Genomic DNA, 21,728 nt, shown 5'->3' with positions numbered 1-21,728 from the left:
AGTGCGATTTTTCAAATCGCACAAAGAAAATAATGCGTAACAGCGATTAGAAAAATCGCTCTACAGTTGTCTTCTCAAAATAATTCTCCGTCACCTGAAAGTTAGGAATCGACTTCTAATGTAAATTTGCTCAAAGGAAAAACTTGTACGTAATGAAAAAAAGTCTGATTTTTTTAATCATCCTAATAGCCCTCTTTAAAATCCCGGCTGGCTTAGCACAATCAAAAAATCCAATAATTGAAGGTTGGTATGCCGACCCTGAGGGTGTGATTTTAGATAAGCAATATTGGGTTTTTCCTACTTTTTCGGCCAAATATCGCCAACAAGTTTTCTTGGATGCGTTTTCGTCAAAAGACATGGTTACATGGAAAAAGCATGAACACATCATAGATACGACGGTCATAAAATGGGCTTACATGGCCATGTGGGCACCTTCTATTGTCAAAAAGGACAAGAAGTACTATTTATTTTTCTCAGCAAACGATATTCAAAGTAAAGCCCGAAACGGAAAAGAAGATGACCATATTGGAGGCATTGGAATCGCAGTGGCCAACAAACCAGAAGGGCCTTACAAAGATCATTTGGGCAAGCCGCTTATCAATCAGTTTTATAACAATGCCCAGCCGATTGACCAATATGTATTTCAAGACAAAGACAACCAGTTTTATATCATTTATGGCGGATGGGGACGCTGCAATATTAGTAAATTGAACGATGATTTCACTGCTTTGGTGCCATTTGCAGATGGTAATTTGGTAAAAGAAATTACTCCAAAGAACTATGTGGAAGGCCCAACAATGTTTATCAGAAATGGAAAATATTACCTCATGTGGTCAGAAGGCGGCTGGACAAACGGTACATACAAAGTTGCTTATGGCGTTTCGGATTCAGTCTTTGGCCCTTTTGAACGTGTTTCAACTGTTCTTGAAGCTGATGAAAGTATCGCCACGGGTGCTGGGCATCATTCCGTAATAAATATTCCGAATACCGACGAATGGTACATGGTATATCACCGTCGCCCTATTCCGAATCTCGACCGTGACCACCGTGTGGTGTGTATCGACAGAATGTTTTTTGACAAAGACGGAAAAATCGAAAATGTAAAAATGACTTTTGAAGGCGTTAAACGTAAGTTGAAGTAGAGTTTATTTGGGAATTATTTACTTTCGAGGGAGAGTTTTATCTGATCCAAATGCCCTTGATTGTGCCATACGACTTTATCAAATTCGTCTTTAAGAGTTCTAAGTCCTGTTTCACTATGGATAAATTCCTTGGGACCCAAGGTCTCATAATATTTTTCAGCCAGATGAATAACCATTTGTCTATTAGCCAGATATACAGCTTTGCTAATTTCTAAAGGGAAGTTTTTATAATCTAAATTCTCATTCCAAAGGTCTTGGTCAAAAGCCCAAATGACTTGCTTAGGCTCAGAAATTACTCTTTTAATTCTATCCAATAACACACTATCGGCATCGGCTAAATGCACCAATATTTGCTTGACAGTCCATTTGCCTTCTCCATAAGTTTTTGCCAAATCTTCTTCAGACAAGTCAAAATACTTTTCAGTTTCGTATTTGGTGTTGGTTAGGGTGGTAAGGATGTTCATTTTTTTTCGTTTTTAATTGTAAATCAAGAATTTAGAGGTTTTTGTGGGCAAACTTAAGCCTAAAGGGAGATTCTGCTAGGGCGAAAATCTACATTGGATTGGTGAATTAGAAAAAAAACTATTCTTTAGAAGGTATATTTAAATTTCAGTTCTTTTAAATCATTTTTTATTATTTTCTGCAAACTTGCAACTAAGATAAATGAGGATAAAGTACTCATTTCATATAATTCTTCTTTATGTTTTTCGTCATTGATTATTGCCTCTTTAATCGGAATACTCAATCCCCCGTGGATTAAAGATGAACGAAAATTATATAATTTTTTTAATCTTTTTTTGTCTGTTTCTATTTCGCCTAGAAAAACTGGTATTTTATCATTTAGTTGTTGGGTTATTCCAGTATCTCCTTCTACAAACAAAGCTTCTAATCCACTTATTGCCCAAAATAATGCCACGGGTATATCACTATGATAACTATCAGAAAATAAATATGTGAAACTACATAATGCCCTTTCAATTTTAGTGCTACTAAATTTTTCCAGTAGAGTTGTTTTATTCAATATGTAATTCCACACTTCAATTATCTTAACAGTAGTTTTTTCAGGCCAAGCATCTTTTAAAAAATCATTCTCTTCAAGTATAGACGAAATTCCTTCGACTTTATCAATAAGCTTATCATATAAATAAACGAAACCTGCTCCAAGCCATATTGTCCCTGGATGAGATATTTGTGTAAATTTTAAAAAATGACGCAACTGTGCATTATATAATACTCTAAAATATGGTAAAACCAATTGCTCAGGTTTTATTTGTTTATCAAGTTCTGAATTAAATTCAATTTGTTCAGAGATTTTGTGAAAATCAATTTCTGCTGTTGATTCAATTACTAGATAAAGCTCGTGTTTATTACCAAATTCTGGGAAATCTACTTTTTTTACAAATTTAAAATTTAAATAAATCTTCCCATAGATATTTAATTGTAAATAAACTTCATTGTTAATTGATAAAAGGTCATTTATGAAATCTTCTAGTCTATTTTTCTTCCTTTCACCTAGGTTATTTAATGGATAAACAGTAGTCAGTCTTAACGGAAGATTTATCTCTTTTGTTGTCATTATATGTATAGTGGTTAACTAGAAAGTTTACTAACTACAATTTTATATTATCGTTAAATTGAAAAGAGTTCTAAGTTTTTCAATCCATTCAGAGTCTCCCTTTAGGGGACTCTGAATTTCGCTTAAATCTCTATTATCACCCCAAAATCCCCTCAATCCCCTCCAATTCAGAAGCATCAAAGTGTTTATTATCTACAGCTTTAAGCGAGTCCAGAAGTTGTTCTACTCGGCTGGCACCTATCAAAACTGTGGTTACTCTTTGGTCCTTCAGTAGCCATGCTATGGCCATTTGGGCTAGGCTTTGGCCACGTTTTTCGGCTATTTCGTGTAAGGCTTTTACTTTGCTGATGGTATCGGTGGTAACTTGGTCTTTTTGCAAAAATCCGGTTGATTTTCCTGCTCTTGAGTCCTCTGGTATGCCGTGGAGGTATTTGTTGGTCAATATACCTTGTGCCAATGGTGAGAAAGGGATACAGCCCACGCCATTTTCACCCAAAACATCCAATAGCCCGTTTTCTGGGTCACGAACGAGCATGGAGTATTTTGGTTGGTGTATAAGGCATGGCGTGCCGAGTTGCTTTAGTATAGCTAAGGCTTCTTTGGTTTGATCGGCGTCGTAGTTCGATAAGCCCACATACAGTGCTTTACCTTGTCTCACGAGCGTGTCCAATGCACCCATGGTTTCCTCCATTGGGGTGTCGGGGTCTGGGCGGTGCGAGTAGAATATGTCCACATAATCTAAGCCCATGCGTTTGAGGCTTTGGTCGCAACTGGCTATGATGTACTTTCTTGAGCCCCACTCACCGTAAGGGCCAGGCCACATGAGGTAGCCGGCTTTAGAGGATATGATGAGCTCGTCGCGGTAAGCGGCAAAGTCTTTTTTCATCAAAAGGCCAAAATTTTCCTCAGCCGAGCCTGGAGGTGGGCCGTAGTTGTTGGCGAGGTCAAAGTGTGTAACGCCTTTGTCGAAGGCCGTGCGGAGAATCGCTCGGTAGTTTTCGAAGGTATCTACACCTCCGAAGTTGTGCCAAAGGCCCAATGAAATCTCTGGCAATCTGATGCCACTTTTGCCACAACGTCTGTAGCTTATTTGTTCGTATCGTTTTTCGTCTGCTATGTACATCATTTTACCACCACTGGTGTATTGTATTTTTAAAATATTTAAGGTAAATCTCTTTTGCTTGGCTCATTTGTAGGTCACTCAAAGCTGGTTGTTGTAGGCAATTGAGGTTTTCTACCACCTGTTCTGGTCTGGAGGCTCCTGGTATTACGGTACTCACATTTTCGAACATCAAAATCCATCTCAAGGCTATTTCTGCTAAATTTAACTGGCCAGAGAATAATTCTTTTAGTACTGCAACAGCTTCTAAACCAGTGTTATAGTCTATACCCGAGAAAGTCTCGCCTTTGTCGAACATTTCGCCATTGCGATTGAAAAAGCGGTGGTCGCCTGCTTCAAAACTGGTGTCTTTGGTATATTTGCCTGTCAATAATCCACTGGCCAAAGGAACTCTTACGATTACACCCACGTCCTTCTTTTTCGCTTGTTCGAAAAACAATTCGCATGGCCTTTGGCGAAACATATTGAATATGATTTGTACCGAAACGACATTGTTAAATTCAATACCTTTCAAGGCCTCTTCTACTTTTTCCACACTTATACCCAGATTTTGCACTTTCCCTTCGGTTTTTAGGTCCTCGAAAAGACCAAAGATTTCGGGTCTGTAAAACACCTGAGTAGGAGGGCAGTGGAGCTGAACCAAGTCTAGTGTTTCTAATTGTAGTCTTTTTAGGCTGTCTTCCACATATTTTCGTAAAACTGCAGGCGTGTAGCCTTCGTTGGTATGCGGATTGATCTGACGACCGCATTTCGTAGCCACAAAAAACTTCTCTGAGCGTGTTTTTAGGAAATTACCGATTGCTCTTTCGCTTTCACCATCGCTATACACATCGGCGGAGTCTATGAAGTTTATGCCATTGTCGGCAGCAGTATTGAGGATGTTTTCAGCTAATTTGTGGTCAAAGGTTGAACCCCATTTTCCACCCACTTGCCAGGTGCCGAGGCCTATTTCTGAGATATTTTGATTGGTTTTACCGAATCTTCTAAAATTCATTTATTTGTTTAGGTTGAGTTTTCAAAATTAGTAAAAATTGGGGGTTTTAGAAGTAAAATGTTGTGTAAATGATAATTGAAATTAAGAAGATTGTTTTTCAATTATTGATTTGAAAAAACAAATAATAATTCATTCGAAGCAAATAGTTTTTCGTCTAAGTTGTGATGTTGAAGTTTAATGTGTTTTTAGCCAATAATTTACATAAGTTTCAATAATGGTATTTACACTGAATTATACATATACTGTCTTTTGTGATTTCATAGACGAGGCGATGTTCTGCAGTAATTCGTCTAGACCAATAACCAGATAATTCATTTTTTAAGGGTTCTGGTTTTCCTGTTCCTTCAAATGGAGTTCTTAGACATTCTTTGATTAGTTCATTGATTTTCCTAACCATTTTTCGGTCAATATCTTGCCATTCAACGTATTCTTTCCAAGCTGTGTGTGTCCAAGTGAGATTCATAATTCTAATAATTCCCGATTTATGATTTCCCCTTTTTTAAGCTCCCCGATGGATTCTAATAGGGATTTTCTGTTTTTCTTACTTTTAAGAAGGTAATCAGTTGTGTCCAATTCACTTTTTTTAGCAACCCTATAATTAACGCCAAATGCAGTCAGCAAGGTTTTAAGGGCTTTTATTTTTTGATTTTCGGCTTCAATTATCAATGTTTCCATTTTCGAAAATTATTATTTTTTTAGTAATTGAGGAAATTTCCCAATTCTAAAACAAATATATTCATTAAATAAATACATTTGCAAATAAAAACAATACTTGGAACCCTTTGCACCATTAGCCGAAAGGCTTAGGCCTCGAAATCTGGACGAATACATTGGTCAGGAACATATTTTAGGTAAAAATAAGCCGCTCAGACGCACGCTTGAGTCGGGTATTGTGCCTTCTATGATTCTTTGGGGGCCTCCAGGGGTAGGTAAAACTACATTGGCTTTGATGATGGCCGAGATTACCAAACGCCAGTTTCACAGTCTGAGTGCCATCAGTGCGGGAGTGAAAGATTTACGTGAAGTTTTGTCAAAGCCTTCGGGATTATTTCCCCCGATTTTGTTCATTGATGAGATTCACCGATTTAATAAATCTCAACAAGATTCGCTTTTGGGGGCTGTTGAAAAAGGCCAAGTGACGCTAATTGGTGCAACAACCGAGAATCCTTCCTTTGAGGTAAATTCAGCTTTATTATCTCGTTGTCAGGTTTATATTTTGGAGGCTTTTGGTAAGAAAGAATTAGAATCACTACTCGATAGGGCTTTAAAATCAGATACTTGGCTAAAAGATAAAAATATAAGAGTGGATTCTTCTGATTCACTTTTTAGGATTTCTGGAGGAGATGGTCGAAAGCTTTTGAATCTTTTGGAATTGGTAGTGAATGCACAAGTAGGTCAACCCGAGATGGTCATCAACAACGATTTGGTGGAGGAAGTGGTGCAGAAAAACTTGGCTCGATATGACAAATCAGGTGAGCAACATTACGACATTATTTCGGCTTTTATAAAATCTATCCGTGGTTCAGATCCCAACGCGGCCCTGTATTGGATGGCGAGGATGATTATTGCTGGCGAGGATCCCAAGTTTATTGCCCGAAGAATGTTGATTTTGGCAAGTGAGGATATCGGTTTGGCCAATCCCACTGCCATGATGGTGGCCAACTCTTGCATGGATGCCATCATGAAAATCGGATATCCTGAGGGAAGAATTATTCTCTCGCAAACTGCCATTTATTTAGCTACCTCGCCTAAGTCTAACGCGTCTTATGTAGCGATTGATATGGCCATTGCATTGGCCGAAAAAACATCACATTTACCAGTTCCTGTTGATTTGCGAAATGCACCTACCAAACTGATGAAAGAGATTGGTTATGGTAAAAACTACCAGTATTCGCATAATTATGAAGGGAATTTTGCCAAACAGAATTTTCTACCAGATGAACTGAAAGGCGAAAAACTGTATGAACCAAGCAACAACGCTAGGGAAAACGAGATCAAAAGAAGTTTGCAAAATTGGTGGGGAGATTGGTACGGTTATGAATAGAAAAAGGAGCTCGAAAGCTCCTTTTTCTTTGGGATGTTCATGAAAAATTTAGGCTTTTTTGAAAGTCAAAGTATATTCAAATTGAACCATTTGGCTCAAAAATAAATCCAAAAATGCCTTAGTGAATGGATCTAAGCCTGTTCCGGCTGCTTTGAAACTATCTTTAAGCTCATCTAATCCAATGAAAAGAACCAATTGCGTGTCAGAGTTGGTTTTTATTTGCATGCTTTGAGTCATTTCTTTTCCAAGATCTTCGTCCTTGTAAGTAATGTTCAAAGTATTTCCTTTCACGGTATATTTTCCAGTGGAAACCGTGCCATCTGTGGCTATTTCACCAATTGACCAATAAGCGTTGGTTTTATAAGTACCATCAGCACTGAAAGTATAGTACATTTTCTGTGAAGCCACATTCTCGTTTTCTTCTTCCAGAGCCTCATCCACTACCTTTGTTTTTAGAGCTATAGTCTCTAAATTGTACGTTCCCTCAAGACTCGAAGGTGTTACATCATCTTCTTTCGAACAAGACGCCAAGCCAAGTCCAACCACCCCTAAAAGAATAAAAAACTGTTTTTTCATTGTAGATATATTTGTGTTTAAAAATTGATTAAACTTTTTCAGAAACGAAATAGTCGTCTTTACTAACGCCTTGTTTTACAAATAATTCTCCTAAGAATCCTGCGAGGAATAACTGCGAGCCGATGATGATGGCCACCAAGGCAAGATAAAACAAAGGATTGTCGGTTACGTTTCTGTATGGCTGGCGGTTATAGATAGATATTATTTTTTCGGCAATTAGAAAAATCGTCATAAACGACCCGAGAAAGAAGGAAATTACACCAAAAAGACCAAAGAAATGCATAGGACGCTTTCCGAACTTGTTAATGAAAGTTATGGATAGCAAATCTAAAAAGCCATTCAGGAATCGCTCTAAACCAAACTTCGTCGTGCCATATTTTCTAGAGCGGTGTTGCACCACTTTTTCACCTATTTTAGAAAAACCATTCCATTTGGCTATAACTGGAATATAGCGATGCATTTCGCCGTAAATAGTGATGTTTTTAACTACTTTACTGTCGTAAGCCTTCAGTCCACAGTTGAAGTCGTGGAGGTAAATATCTGATATATAGCGAGTAGTGGCGTTGAAAAGTTTGGTGGGGAGCGTTTTGGTGATGGGGTCATAACGTTTTTGCTTCCAACCTGATACGATGTCGTATTTCTCCTCTTTGATCATTTTGTATAGGCCAGGTATTTCGTCGGGACTGTCTTGTAAATCGGCATCCATTGTGATAACCACCTCGCCTACACATTCGTTAAAACCAACTTGTAGTGCGGCAGTTTTTCCGTTATTCTTTGAGAATTTAAACCCTCTAACTTCTGGATTGGTCTCTTTGAGTTTTTTTACAATGTTCCAGCTTTCATCTCTACTTCCGTCGTCTATCAAAAGCACCTCATACGAAAATGCATTCTCATCCATGACTTTTTTGATCCAAGCATGTAGCTCAGCGAGAGACTCGTCTTCATTGTAAAAAGGAATAACAACCGAAATGTCCACTTTGCTCATTCTTATATTTCTTAAAAAATCAGGTAATAGTCTCTTAAAAGCTCTACAAAAATAGGGCTATATTGGTGGTTTTCATAAATATTTATGGCGGAGATTTCCACTTGTTCGGTTTTTATTCTTTGTAATTCAACTATTTCTCGAAAAACGGGCTTGTTTTCGTCATGTTTTACCGAGTATTTTCTTTTCTGGAACAAACCTCTTTCAGAGGAAAGTTTCAAGAAAGTGCTCATTTCAAAAGGTGGTAAAAGTATCCAAGTACTGCCTTCGGGAGTTAAAAGCTGGTCAATACTTTTAGTTAAGTCATTGAAAGTGAGCTCATCGGCGTGGTGGGCTATGTTTTTACTACTTTTGTCAGATTTAAGATTGTTTTGATAAAATGGTGGATTGCAAACTATTAAATCGAACTTTTCCTTTGATTTTTTCGAAAAATCTTGAACAGATTGATGAACCAAATCTATCTGATTTCTGTAAGGACTTTCAAGTATGTTTTCTTTGGCATCCAAAACGGCATCGGCGTCTATTTCGATGGCTGTAATTCGTAAATCTTTACTTTTTTGAGCGAGAATCAGGCTCAAAAGTCCAGTTCCGCAGCCAATATCCAAAACGCTGTCTTTATTTTTTACAGAAACCAATGCACCAAATAGGCAGGAGTCGGTGCAGACCTTCATGGCGGCACGTTCTTGTTTTACAACGAAGTTTTTAAAACTGAACATTATTTTCTGCCGAAGTCAGCGGGGTTTTCGCCCCACCATTTGGTTTCCCACTTCAATATTTTGTTTTTGTAGGTATTGTCTTTGAGCCAATCTTCCGCTCTTTTTATAAGTTCAAAAAGTTCGGCATTTCTACCTGTTGGGTCTAGTTTTGTATTGGCTTTTTTTGCTTTAACCCAAGAAATGGCCGTTTTGGAGTCCGAAAAAATTGGAACCTCTGAATTGTGTTTTTTCAATAAAGCTAGTGCATGTACGATAGCCAGAAATTCACCGATATTGTTGGTTCCATCAAAGAAAGGTCCTTTTCTGAATACCAATGTTTTAGTTTGTAAGTCAACGCCTTGGTACTCCATATCGCCGCTTTTGGTATTCCAGGCTGCATCTACCGCCCAAGCTGCTATGGTTGGGGAAGGCTGTTTTATACTGGCTTGTCCAGGTGTGGGCTTAGGGTTAACTACTGCGTAGTAATTTCTTTTGAGTGCGTTTTCGGCCTCAGTTTTGCTTTCAAAAGATTTGTATTGAGCACCTTCAAAGCCATCTACTTGTTTTTTGCAGTCATCCCATGAACTAAAAACGCCTTTTTCTCGACCAGCCCAGACAGCATAAAATTTGACTTTCTTGGCCATAAACTATGCTGAGATAAGCTCCTGAGTTTTGCAGTCGAATACGGCCACAAAGTCGTTTATAAAAGCTTCTTCTGATATTTTTGAAACTGAAAAATCGACATCACCCACATAGAATTGGCGAATAGCTGCCGTGCTTTCTATGTTTTTCTGAATAAATGGATGTTTAGGTTTACCGATGGACATTCCGAATTCCATTATGTCGGGCTTGAACATCAAATTGAGCGGAATTCTGTATTTACCACCGTTAAGTGCCGAACAAACAGCCACAGGTTCGAATTCCTCATTCCCTCCGAACTGACCAAATTTGGCCCGAGCTATTTTGTACTCTTCCTCGTTTTCGCCAAACAAAATAGCCAGCTTTTTTCTAGGTTTTCCTTTTGCTGTATTAATCTTATGGTCAACTTCTTTAAGCAAGTTTCTGAGATTGAAAACATTCTTTCCGCTTCTGATTCTTTCTCTGATGGACTGTCTAATGAGATAAGTAATAGAGTCCGTTATTCCAAAGCCTATCTCAGCCATTTGTTTAAAAATAAACGAGGCCGGCGACATCCCCGGAATGGTATTGGGGTCATGCAAAATTACTACATCGTCCGCTGTCAGGAACCCATCGATTCGACTGATAACGCTCATGCTAGTAATTTCAAATGCCTTCAGTATATTTTCATGAATTTTTTCAAGGTTCTCATACTTGGTTTCCACCGGAATACGCTTCTTGCTAACAGTAGACTTGTATTTCGATTTAAAATCGAATGTTTGTACGTCGCCATAAACTTCGGCAGGGGGTAGAGCGTATGCTTTTCCCGAATCGTCTTGAATTACGCCTACAGAAAACTCTTGACCCGAAATAAACTCTTCAATCAGCACATAATCTTCAGCATTTGTTGAGCTGATGGTCGCATTTTCATGAAAATTTAGATAAATGTCTAATCTTTTAAGTAAGTCAGCCGGATGGTAAATAATTTCGCCATCCAAAATCACCGGAAAGCCTATTCCCTCGTCTAAATTTGATGTTTTTTCCATCAAATTTTTCTTTTGCCTCGGGCTTAGTTTTACCCAATCTTTTTTGAGAATCTGAGTTTCGAAAAAACACTGACTCATACTTTTCGAAAACTCCTCAAGACTGCGTTTTTTCACAATAGCTACTCCGATAGACGAGCCTTGATGAGGGGCTTTTACTACCAAAGGAAAGCCCAATTCGGCGATTAGATTGGCGAAGAGTTTTGATTTATCTGATGACTCCCATGTGTCTTTTGAAATCGTTTTATATTTTTTGGTTTGACCGGTGGCCAACTCCATGAGGCGGTTTTGTACGGGTTTGTCTATACCAACTCCTGAACCAAGTATACCTGGGCCCATATATGGTATGTTGAGCCATTCCATGAGACCTTGTATGTTACCGTCCTCAGAATAAGGACCATGCATGACCATAAAAGCGAAATCAATGTGCTCCTTGAGCTCCTCTATTTTGATCTGTGTGCCGATTTTGTAGATCAGTTTGTAGAGTTGTGTATCTCTTAATGGACCTAAAGACTCAATGTAGACTTTATAACCGTTGTTTTGGTTTTTTGAAGGATAGAAACTCCTGATATCCTCTTCGTAGAGCATTTGTGGGTCAATTTTTATGAAATTGCCTATGCTATCTACAAAAATGGTTACGGGTTCAAAATACCGCCTATCGATGTGTTCATAGGCAGTTCTACCACCCAAAAACGATATTTCTCTCTCTCGAGACTGACCGCCAAAAAAAATACCAACTTTTATTTTGTTATCCATAGTGATTTAGGGACATGTAGATATGAAAATAATGTGCAAGTTATGAAAAAGAATTTGCCAAAAAGACAAATTGGAAGCAAGGAGCGGATTTTTTTATAGATTATGCACCAAAGGCGACCATATTTATGGCTTCCACTTTTTTGATTTCGGGTACATTTTTCAGAATAGCTTCTTCAATACCCGCTTTGAAGGTCATTGAAGACATAGGACAAGAGCCACATGAACCTGTAAATTCTAACTTCACGGTAAAGTCAGGAGTGATTTCCAAAACGTCAACATTGCCTCCATCTGCGATGAGATAAGGTCTGATGTTGTTTAGAGCCAGTTCTACTTTTTCTATTAATTCGTCCATCGGATAGGTGAAAGTTCCTACAATATTACAATATTTGACCCATATTTGTTCATTTTGATCCAAATAATTGTGTCCAATAGTTGTTGTATTCGCCCACGGCCATTTCTTTAAAGTGTGGGGCCATGATGTTTACGCAATGCGTTGGGCTGTTTAACCATTGATCGATAATTTCCTGTGGAGTAGGGTTGAAGCCAGTGGCTGAGTAGATGTTTTCGCCGAAGGATTTGAATGGATAATTCTGAGCTAGAATTCTTGCTCCCGGGTCGGTGCCGTTTTTGGAAATATGAGAAAAATATTTGTTCTCAAACATGTCTTTGCTATGCAGATAGGCAGCTTTTTCGAGGTTATTGTTCCAAATTACAGGAGATGCGGCCGCAAAACTTTGAGTTCCGCATTTGCGGCTTTTGGCTCGAGCTTGGTTGACATATTTTAAAAACTCCTCTTTTGAGGTCAATAATGTCTCTTCTTCTGGTGTAACGGGATTGCTACAAGACATGTCTGTAGCGGTAAGAAGTAACAAAAGGTATTTTCGCATCTGATTTTATGGGCAATTTGTTTATTACTTAACAAATTTTGTTCCAACCTATAATTTCAGCCTTAACGAAAATACCTTTTGTAATTATCTGTAAGTGAGCTTAAATTTTTGGTAAAGTGTAACCATTTTTATAGTCTGACTTCATCAAAGCATTGGCCTCTTTATCATTTTTGAAATTACCAGCTGCGGCATCCCAAAAAACTTTTCTTCCCAGCTTGTAAGATATATTCCCCATGATAGCATTTATAGCAGCCACACTTCCTGTCTCTATTCCACATTTTAACGAGTTGGGGTCGTTGTTTCTAATCGCATTGATGAAATTCTCTGCATGGTTGTAGAGATAATCGTCTTCAGCCTTTTTAGTGAAAGTTGGGAGTGGTTCTACCTTGGTTTTCTTAATTTTATTTTCGGTGTAAGTTTCAGGAATTAATTCCCAACCGCCTCTGTGAACAACCAAAGTGCCGTTGTTTCCGATGAAAGCTATGCCTTCAGTTTTGCCATAATTACCACCGTCAATGCCTGTAGCGTGCTCCCAAAGCATATTGAAGCCGTCGTATTGAAAAACAGTTTGTAGTGTATCTGGGGTTTCAGAGGCATCGTCGGGATAGGCAAATTTTCCACCAGAAGCCATTACAGATATAGGAGCTTTTGCCCCCATGGCGTGTAAGGCAATGTCGATTTCGTGAACACCCCAATCGGTCATTAATCCGCCGGCATAGTCCCAAAACCATCTAAAATTAAAGTGAAAACGATTTTCGTTGAAAGGATGTCTCTTAGCTGGACCTTGCCACATATCGTAATTTACACCCTTTGGTACTGCGGTGTCGGGCAATACATTTACAGGTTTCATCCAGCCTTGGTAAGCCCACACTTTTACGAGTCTGATTTTGCCTAACATGCCCGATTTCACCATTTTAAATGCTTCTTCGTAGTGTGGTCCGCTGCGTTGCCATTGACCCACTTGTACTATTTTTCCATATTTTTTTGCCGCCTTTACCATCAGATTACACTCGTCCATGTTGTGAGCGATGGGTTTTTCGACATACACATGCTTACCTGCATCTAATGCTCCGATCATATTGAGGCAGTGCCAGTGGTCAGGTGTTCCAACTATCACATAGTCAATGTCTTTGTTGTCAAGCATTTCTCTGTAATCGCCGTAGGTTTTTGCCTTGCTTCCTTGCATCTTTTCAAGTTGAGCAGAGCGTTCATCGAGAACGTTCTGGTCAACATCACAGAGCCCAATGCATTCTATGCCTTTGTTTTTTATGTGGCGTTGGAGGTTAGAGAAACCCATACCTTTGCACCCTATTAAGCCAATCTTCATTTGATCTGATGGAGCAACCTTTTTCGGTCGGGAATGAGCAAGGGCTGTAGATAAACTCGGAAATGCAAGGCTCGATAGAGCCACATTCCTAACGAACTGTCTTCTAGAATTTTTCATATTATTAAGGTTGAAGTTTCAATCAGAAAGGTAAGGAATTTTTCGATTTCTCTTCCAAATTCATCAAACAAAAAAAGACCTCCGATTGGAAGTCTTTTAGGAAAAATATCTGTAGAGCTTTTATCTCATTTTGACAGGCTCTGTTTTAGGTAAATTGGCATTTCTGATGGCGATTTGCTGAGCCAAATTTTCTGCTGCAGAAAAGAATGCTGTTGATACCACTTCGCTCTCGTCCATCATGATTGGTCTTCCGGAGTCACCACCTTCTCTAATCTTCTGAACTAGAGGTATTTGCCCAAGCACCGGCACATTAAATTTGTCAGCCAATTGCTGGCCGCCGCCTTCTCCGAATATAAAGTACTTGTTGTCAGGTAGTTCTGCTGGTGTAAAGTACGCCATGTTTTCTATAATACCCAAAATAGGTACATTAATATTGGCCTGACTAAACATTGATCCACCTTTTGTGGCATCTGCTAAAGCCACTTTTTGTGGCGTAGTAACTATCACAGCACCGGTAACAGGAACAGTTTGTACCAAAGTAAGGTGTATGTCTCCCGTCCCTGGAGGTAAGTCTAGTAAAAGGTAGTCGAGTTCACCCCAATCTACATCACCAAAAAACTGTTTTAGGGCTTGGCTGGCCATAGGGCCTCTCCAAACTACTGCACTGTCGGGCGGAGTTAGAAAACCTATGGAGATCATTTTTATGCCGTACTGCATAATGGGTGATATGAAGTTTTTGCCGTCTTTTACAGAAACCAAAGGCTGCAAATCCTCGGCACCGAACATTATCGGAATTGAAGGTCCAGATATATCCGCATCAATGATTCCAACTTTAGCACCTGATTTTTTCAAGGCCATTGCAAGGTTTACTGTAACCGTAGACTTTCCTACGCCACCTTTACCTGATGATATGGCAATTATATTTTTGACCTGAGGCAGTAGTAAATTTTTATTTAAAATAGACGTAACATTAGACGTCATGTTGATATTTATTTCAAAATCATCGCCCAAGTCTCTGTGAATGGCATCCACACACCTTTGTTTGATCAACTCTTTAAGCGGACAAGCAGGCGTGGTAAGAATTACCGTAAAAGTAACCTGATTGACACCAATTTCTATGTCCGAAATCATGTTGAGTGTGACCAAATCCTTTTTTAGATCGGGTTCTTCAACCGTGCTTAGTGCGAGTAATAATTTTTCTTTTGTAACTGTAAATTCTCCCATGTATAGTTTTGTACTGAAATAAGAAACATTGTCAAAAGGCTTAAAGTTCGAGAATTTAAAAAACTAGAGGATCTGATTTTGAATTGCAACTTTTTCTTTTGAAATATCTATCTGGTTTTCAAATGATTGTATTTTGGTTAGTAAATTCTTTAAGAATTTTTGGTGACTTTCGGATTTCGGGTTGAAGGGTCTGTGTTCAATACCTGCTTTGATTTTTTGCCAGTCGTTAATGAATGCTTTTAGGTTTTCGTCGAAATAGGTTTCAGAGAAAATATCTAAAATGTATTTTTCGGCTTGCTCGTTTGGATGTATCAAATCCGCCTTGTAAAACCTGTAATCTCGTAAATCGTCGATCATAATTTCGTAAGATGGAAAATAGAATACATCTTCGTGGGATTGAGTGAGGTAGTAGCAAAGTGATCTAAGAATGGCTTTCGAGACGCTGTTGAGTTGTAGGGTGTCTTTTATATGCCTAACTGGGCTTACAGTAAGTATTATTTTGAGTGCTGGATTAGCCTTTTTTACAGATAAATAGATATTTTGAAATACATCTAATTGTTCCTTTTCCGACAATAACCTTTTCTTGAATAAAGAAGCTTTTTGCTTGTGACAATTGGATACAATGCTTTGGGTATCTATTTTTTCATAGACCCAACTTGTGCCAAAAGTAAGTATCAAATAATCAGCTTCTTGTAGTGTTTTTTTTGTAGAGTTAATGATGGATTCTAACTTTTCAAGAAGTTTTTTTTCGGAGTAATCTCGGATTTCAGAATGGTAGTTATAATGATAAAAGACGCCATCGTTTTCGATAATGGCGTCTTTGTTAGGCTCTGATTTATCTAGAATTCCTTCAATAATATCGGCTATGGATTGAATGTTGTAAACATTTCCAAATGGATTTGCAACGCATTCTATTTTGTTATCTAACAAATATTTTCCCAACACATCTGAAAAACAAGAGCCAAGGGTTAGGATTTTAGACTGTAAATTAAAATTAAACTCTGGGTTTATTTTTTCAATTGAAGTTCGGAAATCTGACATATTAATGGGACTCTCTATTAACCTTACTGCCTGATTTGCCCACCAAATAGTCAAAATCGGCACCTAAATGTGCTTGATTCACCGACTCGATGTACATCTTAGCATAGCCTCTCACATAGCCCAGATCCAATGGCTTCCAATTTTTTCTGCGGGTTTCCATTTCTTCTTCCGAAATATCTAAATTTAATATTTTGTTTGGAACATCCACAGTAATCATATCGCCGTTTTGTACGAATGCCAACGGGCCACCCACGGCAGACTCTGGTGAAACATGCAAGAAAACCGTACCAAAGGCAGTACCGCTCATACGAGCATCTGAAATCCTCACCAAGTCGGTTATGCCTTTTTCCAATATTTTTTTCGGAAGAGCCATGCTGCCTACTTCAGGCATACCCGGGTAACCTTTAGGGCCAGAGTTTTTCAGAACCATAATTGAGTTTTCGTCAATATCTAGTTCTGGGTCATCTATTCGAGCGTGATAATCTTCAATTGTTTCAAAAACTACTGCTTTTCCTCTGTGCGTCAGTAGTTTATCTGTTGCGGCAGAAACCTTAATAACCGATCCATCAGGGCAAAGATTACCTCTAACAACCGTTATTCCTGCTTCTTCTTTGAGCGGGTTGTTGTACGGGAATATTACTTCTGGATTCCAGTTTCTGGCTTTTTCCGAGTTTTCCACAATACTTTTACCATTCACACTGATGGTATCTTTTCTAAGAACTTCAGACATTTCTTTTATTACTACAGGAAGTCCACCTGCATAATAGAAATCCTCCATCAAGAACTTGCCAGAAGGCATCAAGTTAACCAAAAGAGGGATTTTACTACCCAAGTCATCAAAGTCCTCCAACTTTAAATCCACGCCAATACGGGCTGCAATGGCCAATAAGTGAAGAATAAGGTTGGTAGAACCTCCAACCGCTGCATTTATTTTTATGGCGTTTTCAAAAGCTCCTTTTGTCAGAATATCCGAGATTTTTAGATTTTCTTTAGCCATTTCGACAATTCTCATACCGGTCATGTGGGCCAGCATTTTTTTGCGAGAATCGACGGCTGGTATAGCCGAAATACCTGGTAGTGTGAGACCTAAAGCTTCGCACATTACGGCCATTGTAGAGGCTGTGCCCATGGTAGAGCAGTGTCCTGCTGAACGGCTCATGCATGCTTCTGCTTCTTCAAAGTCTTCGGCAGACATTTTACCTGTCCTGAAATCGTCTGCGAACTTCCAAACATCAGTTCCAGAACCTATGTCCTTGCCCTGGAACTTTCCGTTGAGCATTGGTCCACCCGGAACAACTATTGTCGGTAGGTCTACGCTTGCAGCTCCCATTACCAGAGAAGGTGTGGTTTTGTCGCAACCTGTCAGAAGTACCACTGCATCAAAAGGATTGCCTCGAATACTTTCTTCAACGGTCATAGCCGCTAAGTTTCTATATAACATGGCGGTTGGTCTGATGATTGTTTCTCCAAGAGACATCACCGGAAACTCCAGCGGAAAACCGCCCGCCTCATAAATTCCGTTTTTTACAAATTGTGCGATTTCCCTAAAATGTCCATTGCAGGGGGTGGTTTCAGACCAGGTGTTGCAAATACCTATGACGGGTTTGCCTTTAAATTGATGTGCAGGATAGCCCTGATTTTTAATCCATGAACGATAAATAAAACCGTCTTTTCCGGTTTTTCCGAACCAGTCTCTACTCCTTAATCCGTCTTTGTTGTCGTTTTCCATTAATGATTGAATAAAATTTGACCGTAAAATTATAAATAGCCCGCATAAATATAGGTAAAACAACGTTTTTTTTGTTTTTTTGCACGCTAATTTTAAACTTTAACACAAAAATGAATCTTTTCGAAAACTTTGAAGATATTATCAATGATGATTTTATTTCAAAATTAAAATCACATACCAACGATAATCTGGGAGATATTGAAGTGGCCGTTAAAGGTGTTTTCTATACGTTAGTGGCTGGTCTAATCAGACGAACAAACAGCGACATGAGTGCCGGGATGCTCTACAATCAAATCAAAGAAAAATATAATAAAAGTTCTATCCCTGAAGATAAATCCGAGCTTTTCAGTCAAAAGGGTCTGATAGAAAAAGTGGCTGAGGATGGCTCAAAAATCATCAGTCAGATTTTTCCGGCCTACAAAAGTCCATTGTTGAGCATGATTGGTTCTTATGCAAGCACGAGCAAAAATGTGACCGTCATTACTTCTGGTCTTACTGCATCTTTACTGGTTGACTTGTTAGGAAAGAAAATTACCAAGGAAAACTTGGATAAAGAAGGGATGATGTATTATCTGAAACAGCACCACGAGGTTTTGCTTCAAAAAGCACCGGAATCTTTGATGGAAAAAATGATACCTGCTCTTGGTCTTCAGGAGTTGATAAATACCAAAATTATTGCACCTAAAAAGCCAGAAGCTGCTGTTAAGTCATCTGCGGAAGAAACGGAAACTCCAGCGAAGATGGTTTCGGTTGCAAATGATTATGAAGATGATTCTTCATCGGAGACCTTTTTCAATAAAAAAATACTTTTGGGTTTGGGGGTTTTGGTTTTAGTTGGCGGTATTCTGTATTATTTATGGGCCCAAAACGGAGACTTTAGCTTTTTTAGTAAAGAAGATGCACCGGTAGAGTCTATGAATGAAGAACTTATGTTCGCTGACTCTTTGGCCAATTTAGCCAAAGATTCTTTAGCTACTGCAAATGTGGCTGATACTACAAAAACTGTACCACTTAATAATTCTGAGTTCACGGCTTTTAAAATTTATGTAGACGACAACACCACAGCTGAAGGTAAAGAGTTTGACTTCAAGAGTATTCAATATCTCGATAAGACCTTCGACCTGACAAGTGCGTCGATGAATATTATTGATAGTTTGGCAACCTTGATGAACAGCAACGACAAGGTACAAATAAAAATCACGGCTTTTTCGGAAAATGGGGACCTTAAACTAAACAATAAGAGGGCGTTTGCTGTAAAAAAAGTTCTAATGAAAAAAGGAGTTAACACGATAAGGATTGATGCAGGCTCGGGTGGTTCTGGTGGTAATTTCCCAGTAATAAAAGTAGTAAGTAAATAGAAAATTTTAAGAAAAGGGTTATAAGAGCAAGGTGAGTTTTTACTCATTTTGCTCTTTTTTTTGGACTAAAGTATCTTTGAAATAAATCATAAAGCTTTAATTATTAGTCGTTAAAAAAAACGGCACGGTTTTTGAATAATAAAGAAAGGACCAATTGAGGTTAGTTTTGAGGTGATATTTCAGAAATATTTTTGAAAAACTCAAGAAACTTTTCGTCAAAAGGTAGTCTTAACCTAGTGCCCCAAAATATAAAAAATTGAAAAAATTCATTGACCTAATGCAATTATTTGATAAAAAGTTTTCTGGTTGGATAAATATCCTTAAGATTACGATAACAATTGTTTTCCTAAATCACTCCAATCTGTTTGCCCAATGCACAGTGGGTACAACACAGGTTACTTGGGAGGCCGCTGCCTCTGGCTCACAAACGATAATTCCGACTGTAGGTACTGCTGGTGGTCCACCCGCAGCTGTAACTGACGCCGTACCAGGCTGTACCAATGTCAATTCCATAAACCCTTTTAATTTTACGACAACTATAACTGAGGTTGTTGGAAATGTTTACGATAGAATAAGATCGGGTACCAACGGCTTATATGGACAGCCCTATTTAACCGTCGTGATTGATAATTTTGATGGGGGCTGTACAACCTGTGATAATACCACCAATGCCCCTTATGCTAACGGCAGTAGGATTGACATCAGATTAAATTTTCAATATCCTGTTTTATTAAACAATCTTAGAATAGATGACATTGACGCGGCTGATATAGCTCGTGCCCCAACAGGTCAAAGTTCTTTTCAAGATGTTGTTACTGTTTCTGCTCTTTCTATTACTGGAACAAACGTTCCTTTAAACTTATCGTTAGGTGCAAGTGGATTTGTCAATTTATCCGGCCAAACAGCCACTGCAATTTGGACCAGTGGTGTAAACAATAATTTGTCAGAAAACGATCCAGCAGGGCAGCTTACTGTTTCAAGCTCTCAAGCAGTTACATCCGTAACTATCAGCTTTATTGCAGGGTCAAGTGCTATATCTCCTGCCCAACAGGCGATTAGAATTGGTACCATAGATGTATGTTGTCCCAGTCTTATTGATATAACCGGTAATGTTTTTAATGAATGTAATGGTCTGAGTGATAATATTATCAATGGTACTGGGTTGGGAAATCCAGCAAACACAACTCTATATGCTAACTTGGTTGAGCCAACAACAAACAGGGTAATTGCTGTAGGAACCGTTTCAAGTAATGGTACATATTCTATTGTAGATGTTCCCGTAAACACGACTTACAACATAGTTCTGAGCACGACACAGGGAGTTGTCGGCAATGCCCCACCTTCGGCTTCTTTACCAACTGGTTGGACCAATGTGGGTGAAAATTTGGGATCAGGTTCAGGGAATGATGGCACTGTAAATGGTATATTAACAGGTATAGTAGTTGGAACATCTAATATAACACAAGCCAATTTTGGTATTTTAAATAATGCAACTCAAACGACTGTTACTGCTTCAAGTTCAACTACCACATTATGTGCCAATCAAAGTTTTACCTTAAATGGTACAGTAACGAATGGTGTCTTAAGAGAATTTTTTCCAAATATTTCAGGCGTCTTAGTTACTGATTTAACCAGTAATGCGACTTATCCCAATAGCCCAACTGTAAGCGAAATTTTATCCACCACAATTGGTCCTTCGGGAATTGCGGATAATTATGGAACAAGAGTTAGATATTATTTCACTCCAAGTACTTCTGGAAGTTACCAGTTTGTAATATATGGAGACGATCAAACTACGTTATCTTGGTCAGGAAGTAGTGCAACTAGTCCGCTTACTACGATAGCAAGCATACCGGATTGGACCAATGTCAATGAACTAACCAAATACGCTAGTCAAACTACTGCATCGCTATCTCTAACTGCAGGTACACAGTACTATTTTGAATTGTTACAAAAAGAAGGCTTTGGCGGTGACCACTATGGTATTCTATATCGATTGAGTCCATCAACGACCTTCATAAATATACCTACTGCCGAATTGTCTCCTGTGAGGTATAGTTGGTCGGGTCCAAATGGATACACCTCACAAAATTTGAGTAATACTATAGTTAATGCTCAACCTAACCAGTCAGGTATCTACACAATTACCACTACCGACTTTTACGGATGTCAAAAAACAGCTACAGTGAATGTTACTGTGAATGCCTTACCAACACCAACAGCGGCAAGCAATAGCCCAGTTTGTGTGGGACAAACCATAAATTTAACTTCAAGCGGTGGAACAGGATATAGCTGGTCAGGCCCTGGTGGTTTTACATCGACATTGCAAAATCCTACTAGAACATTATCGACCACTGCAATGGCAGGAACCTACACCGTAACTGTAACAAATGCAGCAGGTTGTACGGCTACAGCTACCACGGCAGTAGTGGTGAATACCTTACCAATACCAACGGCAGCAAGCAATAGCCCGGTTTGTGTGGGTCAGACGATAAATTT

General features: G+C 38.7%; 20 protein-coding genes and 1 pseudogene. 4 read left to right on the top strand and 17 right to left on the bottom strand.

The genetic code is table 11. From position 1 onward, the window contains the following. The first annotated feature begins 152 nt into the window (after positions 1 to 152). Positions 153 to 1,142 carry a glycoside hydrolase family 43 protein gene (locus tag EGI31_RS03530; protein WP_255035772.1) on the top strand — a complete coding sequence of 330 codons (990 nt, stop codon included), beginning with the start codon at positions 153 to 155 and terminating at the stop codon, positions 1,140 to 1,142. Positions 1,143 to 1,156: 14 nt separating this feature from the next. Here the strand turns inward: EGI31_RS03530 and EGI31_RS03525 are convergent, their stop codons facing one another. The 6 genes from EGI31_RS03525 to EGI31_RS03500 all read right to left on the bottom strand — a co-directional run bounded on the left by EGI31_RS03525 (position 1,157) and on the right by EGI31_RS03500 (position 5,507). Next, positions 1,157 to 1,606: a DinB family protein gene (locus EGI31_RS03525; RefSeq protein ID WP_255035771.1), complete on the bottom strand. Its 450-nt coding sequence runs from the start codon at positions 1,604 to 1,606 to the stop codon at positions 1,157 to 1,159. Between the two features lie 125 nt (positions 1,607 to 1,731). After that, on the bottom strand, positions 1,732 to 2,718 hold the full coding sequence (locus EGI31_RS03520) for a hypothetical protein (RefSeq protein WP_255035770.1): 987 nt from the start codon (positions 2,716 to 2,718) through the stop codon (positions 1,732 to 1,734). A 136-nt stretch (positions 2,719 to 2,854) separates the two neighbouring features. Then, on the bottom strand, positions 2,855 to 3,844 hold the full coding sequence (mgrA, locus tag EGI31_RS03515; protein ID WP_255035769.1) for an L-glyceraldehyde 3-phosphate reductase: 990 nt from the start codon (positions 3,842 to 3,844) through the stop codon (positions 2,855 to 2,857). 1 nt (position 3,845) lies between these two features. Next, positions 3,846 to 4,832, bottom strand: a complete 987-nt coding sequence (locus tag EGI31_RS03510; RefSeq protein WP_255035768.1) for an aldo/keto reductase — start codon at positions 4,830 to 4,832, stop codon at positions 3,846 to 3,848. A 208-nt stretch (positions 4,833 to 5,040) separates the two neighbouring features. Beyond that, positions 5,041 to 5,295, bottom strand: coding sequence for a Txe/YoeB family addiction module toxin (locus EGI31_RS03505; protein WP_255035767.1), 255 nt, complete (start codon positions 5,293 to 5,295; stop codon positions 5,041 to 5,043). Then, positions 5,292 to 5,507 (bottom strand): type II toxin-antitoxin system Phd/YefM family antitoxin, encoded by a 216-nt coding sequence (locus EGI31_RS03500; RefSeq protein ID WP_255035766.1) that lies wholly within the window; start codon positions 5,505 to 5,507, stop codon positions 5,292 to 5,294. The genes EGI31_RS03505 and EGI31_RS03500 overlap by 4 nt, the downstream gene beginning before the upstream one ends. A 97-nt stretch (positions 5,508 to 5,604) precedes the next feature. Here EGI31_RS03500 and EGI31_RS03495 point away from each other — a divergent pair, with 97 nt between their 5' ends. Then, positions 5,605 to 6,876, top strand: coding sequence for a replication-associated recombination protein A (locus tag EGI31_RS03495; protein ID WP_255035765.1), 1,272 nt, complete (start codon positions 5,605 to 5,607; stop codon positions 6,874 to 6,876). 48 nt (positions 6,877 to 6,924) lie between these two features. Here EGI31_RS03495 and EGI31_RS03490 read toward each other — a convergent pair whose 3' ends face one another. The 11 genes from EGI31_RS03490 to EGI31_RS03440 all read right to left on the bottom strand — a co-directional run bounded on the left by EGI31_RS03490 (position 6,925) and on the right by EGI31_RS03440 (position 17,871). Beyond that, positions 6,925 to 7,452, bottom strand: a complete 528-nt coding sequence (locus EGI31_RS03490; RefSeq protein WP_255035764.1) for a lipocalin-like domain-containing protein — start codon at positions 7,450 to 7,452, stop codon at positions 6,925 to 6,927. A gap of 28 nt (positions 7,453 to 7,480) precedes the next feature. Beyond that, positions 7,481 to 8,437: a glycosyltransferase family 2 protein gene (locus tag EGI31_RS03485; protein WP_255035763.1), complete on the bottom strand. Its 957-nt coding sequence runs from the start codon at positions 8,435 to 8,437 to the stop codon at positions 7,481 to 7,483. An 11-nt stretch (positions 8,438 to 8,448) separates the two neighbouring features. Further along, positions 8,449 to 9,150 (bottom strand): tRNA1(Val) (adenine(37)-N6)-methyltransferase, encoded by a 702-nt coding sequence (locus EGI31_RS03480; RefSeq protein WP_255035762.1) that lies wholly within the window; start codon positions 9,148 to 9,150, stop codon positions 8,449 to 8,451. Further along, complete coding sequence (locus EGI31_RS03475) at positions 9,150 to 9,773, bottom strand: ribonuclease H1 domain-containing protein (RefSeq protein WP_255035761.1); 624 nt, start codon at positions 9,771 to 9,773, stop codon at positions 9,150 to 9,152. Before EGI31_RS03475 ends, EGI31_RS03480 begins: the two co-directional genes overlap by 1 nt. A 3-nt stretch (positions 9,774 to 9,776) precedes the next feature. Further along, a complete protein-coding gene (locus EGI31_RS03470) occupies positions 9,777 to 11,546 on the bottom strand; it encodes a D-alanine--D-alanine ligase family protein (RefSeq protein WP_255035760.1) in 1,770 nt (589 codons plus the stop codon). A gap of 100 nt (positions 11,547 to 11,646) precedes the next feature. Beyond that, positions 11,647 to 11,898: a NifU family protein gene (locus EGI31_RS03465; RefSeq protein ID WP_255035759.1), complete on the bottom strand. Its 252-nt coding sequence runs from the start codon at positions 11,896 to 11,898 to the stop codon at positions 11,647 to 11,649. A gap of 49 nt (positions 11,899 to 11,947) precedes the next feature. Continuing rightward, positions 11,948 to 12,433, bottom strand: coding sequence for a CAP domain-containing protein (locus tag EGI31_RS03460; RefSeq protein WP_255035758.1), 486 nt, complete (start codon positions 12,431 to 12,433; stop codon positions 11,948 to 11,950). 100 nt (positions 12,434 to 12,533) lie between these two features. After that, a complete protein-coding gene (locus EGI31_RS03455; RefSeq protein WP_255035757.1) occupies positions 12,534 to 13,877 on the bottom strand; it encodes a Gfo/Idh/MocA family protein in 1,344 nt (447 codons plus the stop codon). A gap of 120 nt (positions 13,878 to 13,997) precedes the next feature. Beyond that, entirely contained in the window at positions 13,998 to 15,101 is a 1,104-nt protein-coding gene (locus tag EGI31_RS03450; protein WP_255035756.1) for an Mrp/NBP35 family ATP-binding protein, read from the bottom strand. Positions 15,102 to 15,164: 63 nt separating this feature from the next. After that, the gene (locus EGI31_RS03445) at positions 15,165 to 16,142 is read right to left on the bottom strand and encodes a GSCFA domain-containing protein (RefSeq protein ID WP_255035755.1); all 978 of its coding nucleotides are present in this window, start codon (positions 16,140 to 16,142) and stop codon (positions 15,165 to 15,167) included. Position 16,143: 1 nt separating this feature from the next. Continuing rightward, the gene (locus EGI31_RS03440; protein WP_255035754.1) at positions 16,144 to 17,871 is read right to left on the bottom strand and encodes an IlvD/Edd family dehydratase; all 1,728 of its coding nucleotides are present in this window, start codon (positions 17,869 to 17,871) and stop codon (positions 16,144 to 16,146) included. A gap of 110 nt (positions 17,872 to 17,981) precedes the next feature. On the opposite strand from EGI31_RS03440, the gene EGI31_RS03435 reads away from it, so the two are divergent. Continuing rightward, positions 17,982 to 19,229, top strand: coding sequence for a DUF937 domain-containing protein (locus tag EGI31_RS03435; RefSeq protein WP_255035753.1), 1,248 nt, complete (start codon positions 17,982 to 17,984; stop codon positions 19,227 to 19,229). Positions 19,230 to 19,485: 256 nt separating this feature from the next. Next, positions 19,486 to 21,728 (top strand): annotated as a pseudogene (locus EGI31_RS03430) (hypothetical protein); the annotation flags it as partial.

This window comes from Lacihabitans soyangensis, from assembly GCF_024343775.1.
Lineage (GTDB): Bacteria > Bacteroidota > Bacteroidia > Cytophagales > Spirosomataceae > Leadbetterella > Leadbetterella soyangensis.
The sequence above is the reverse complement of the archived record's forward strand: the minus strand, read 5'-3'. Positions and strand labels throughout refer to the sequence as shown.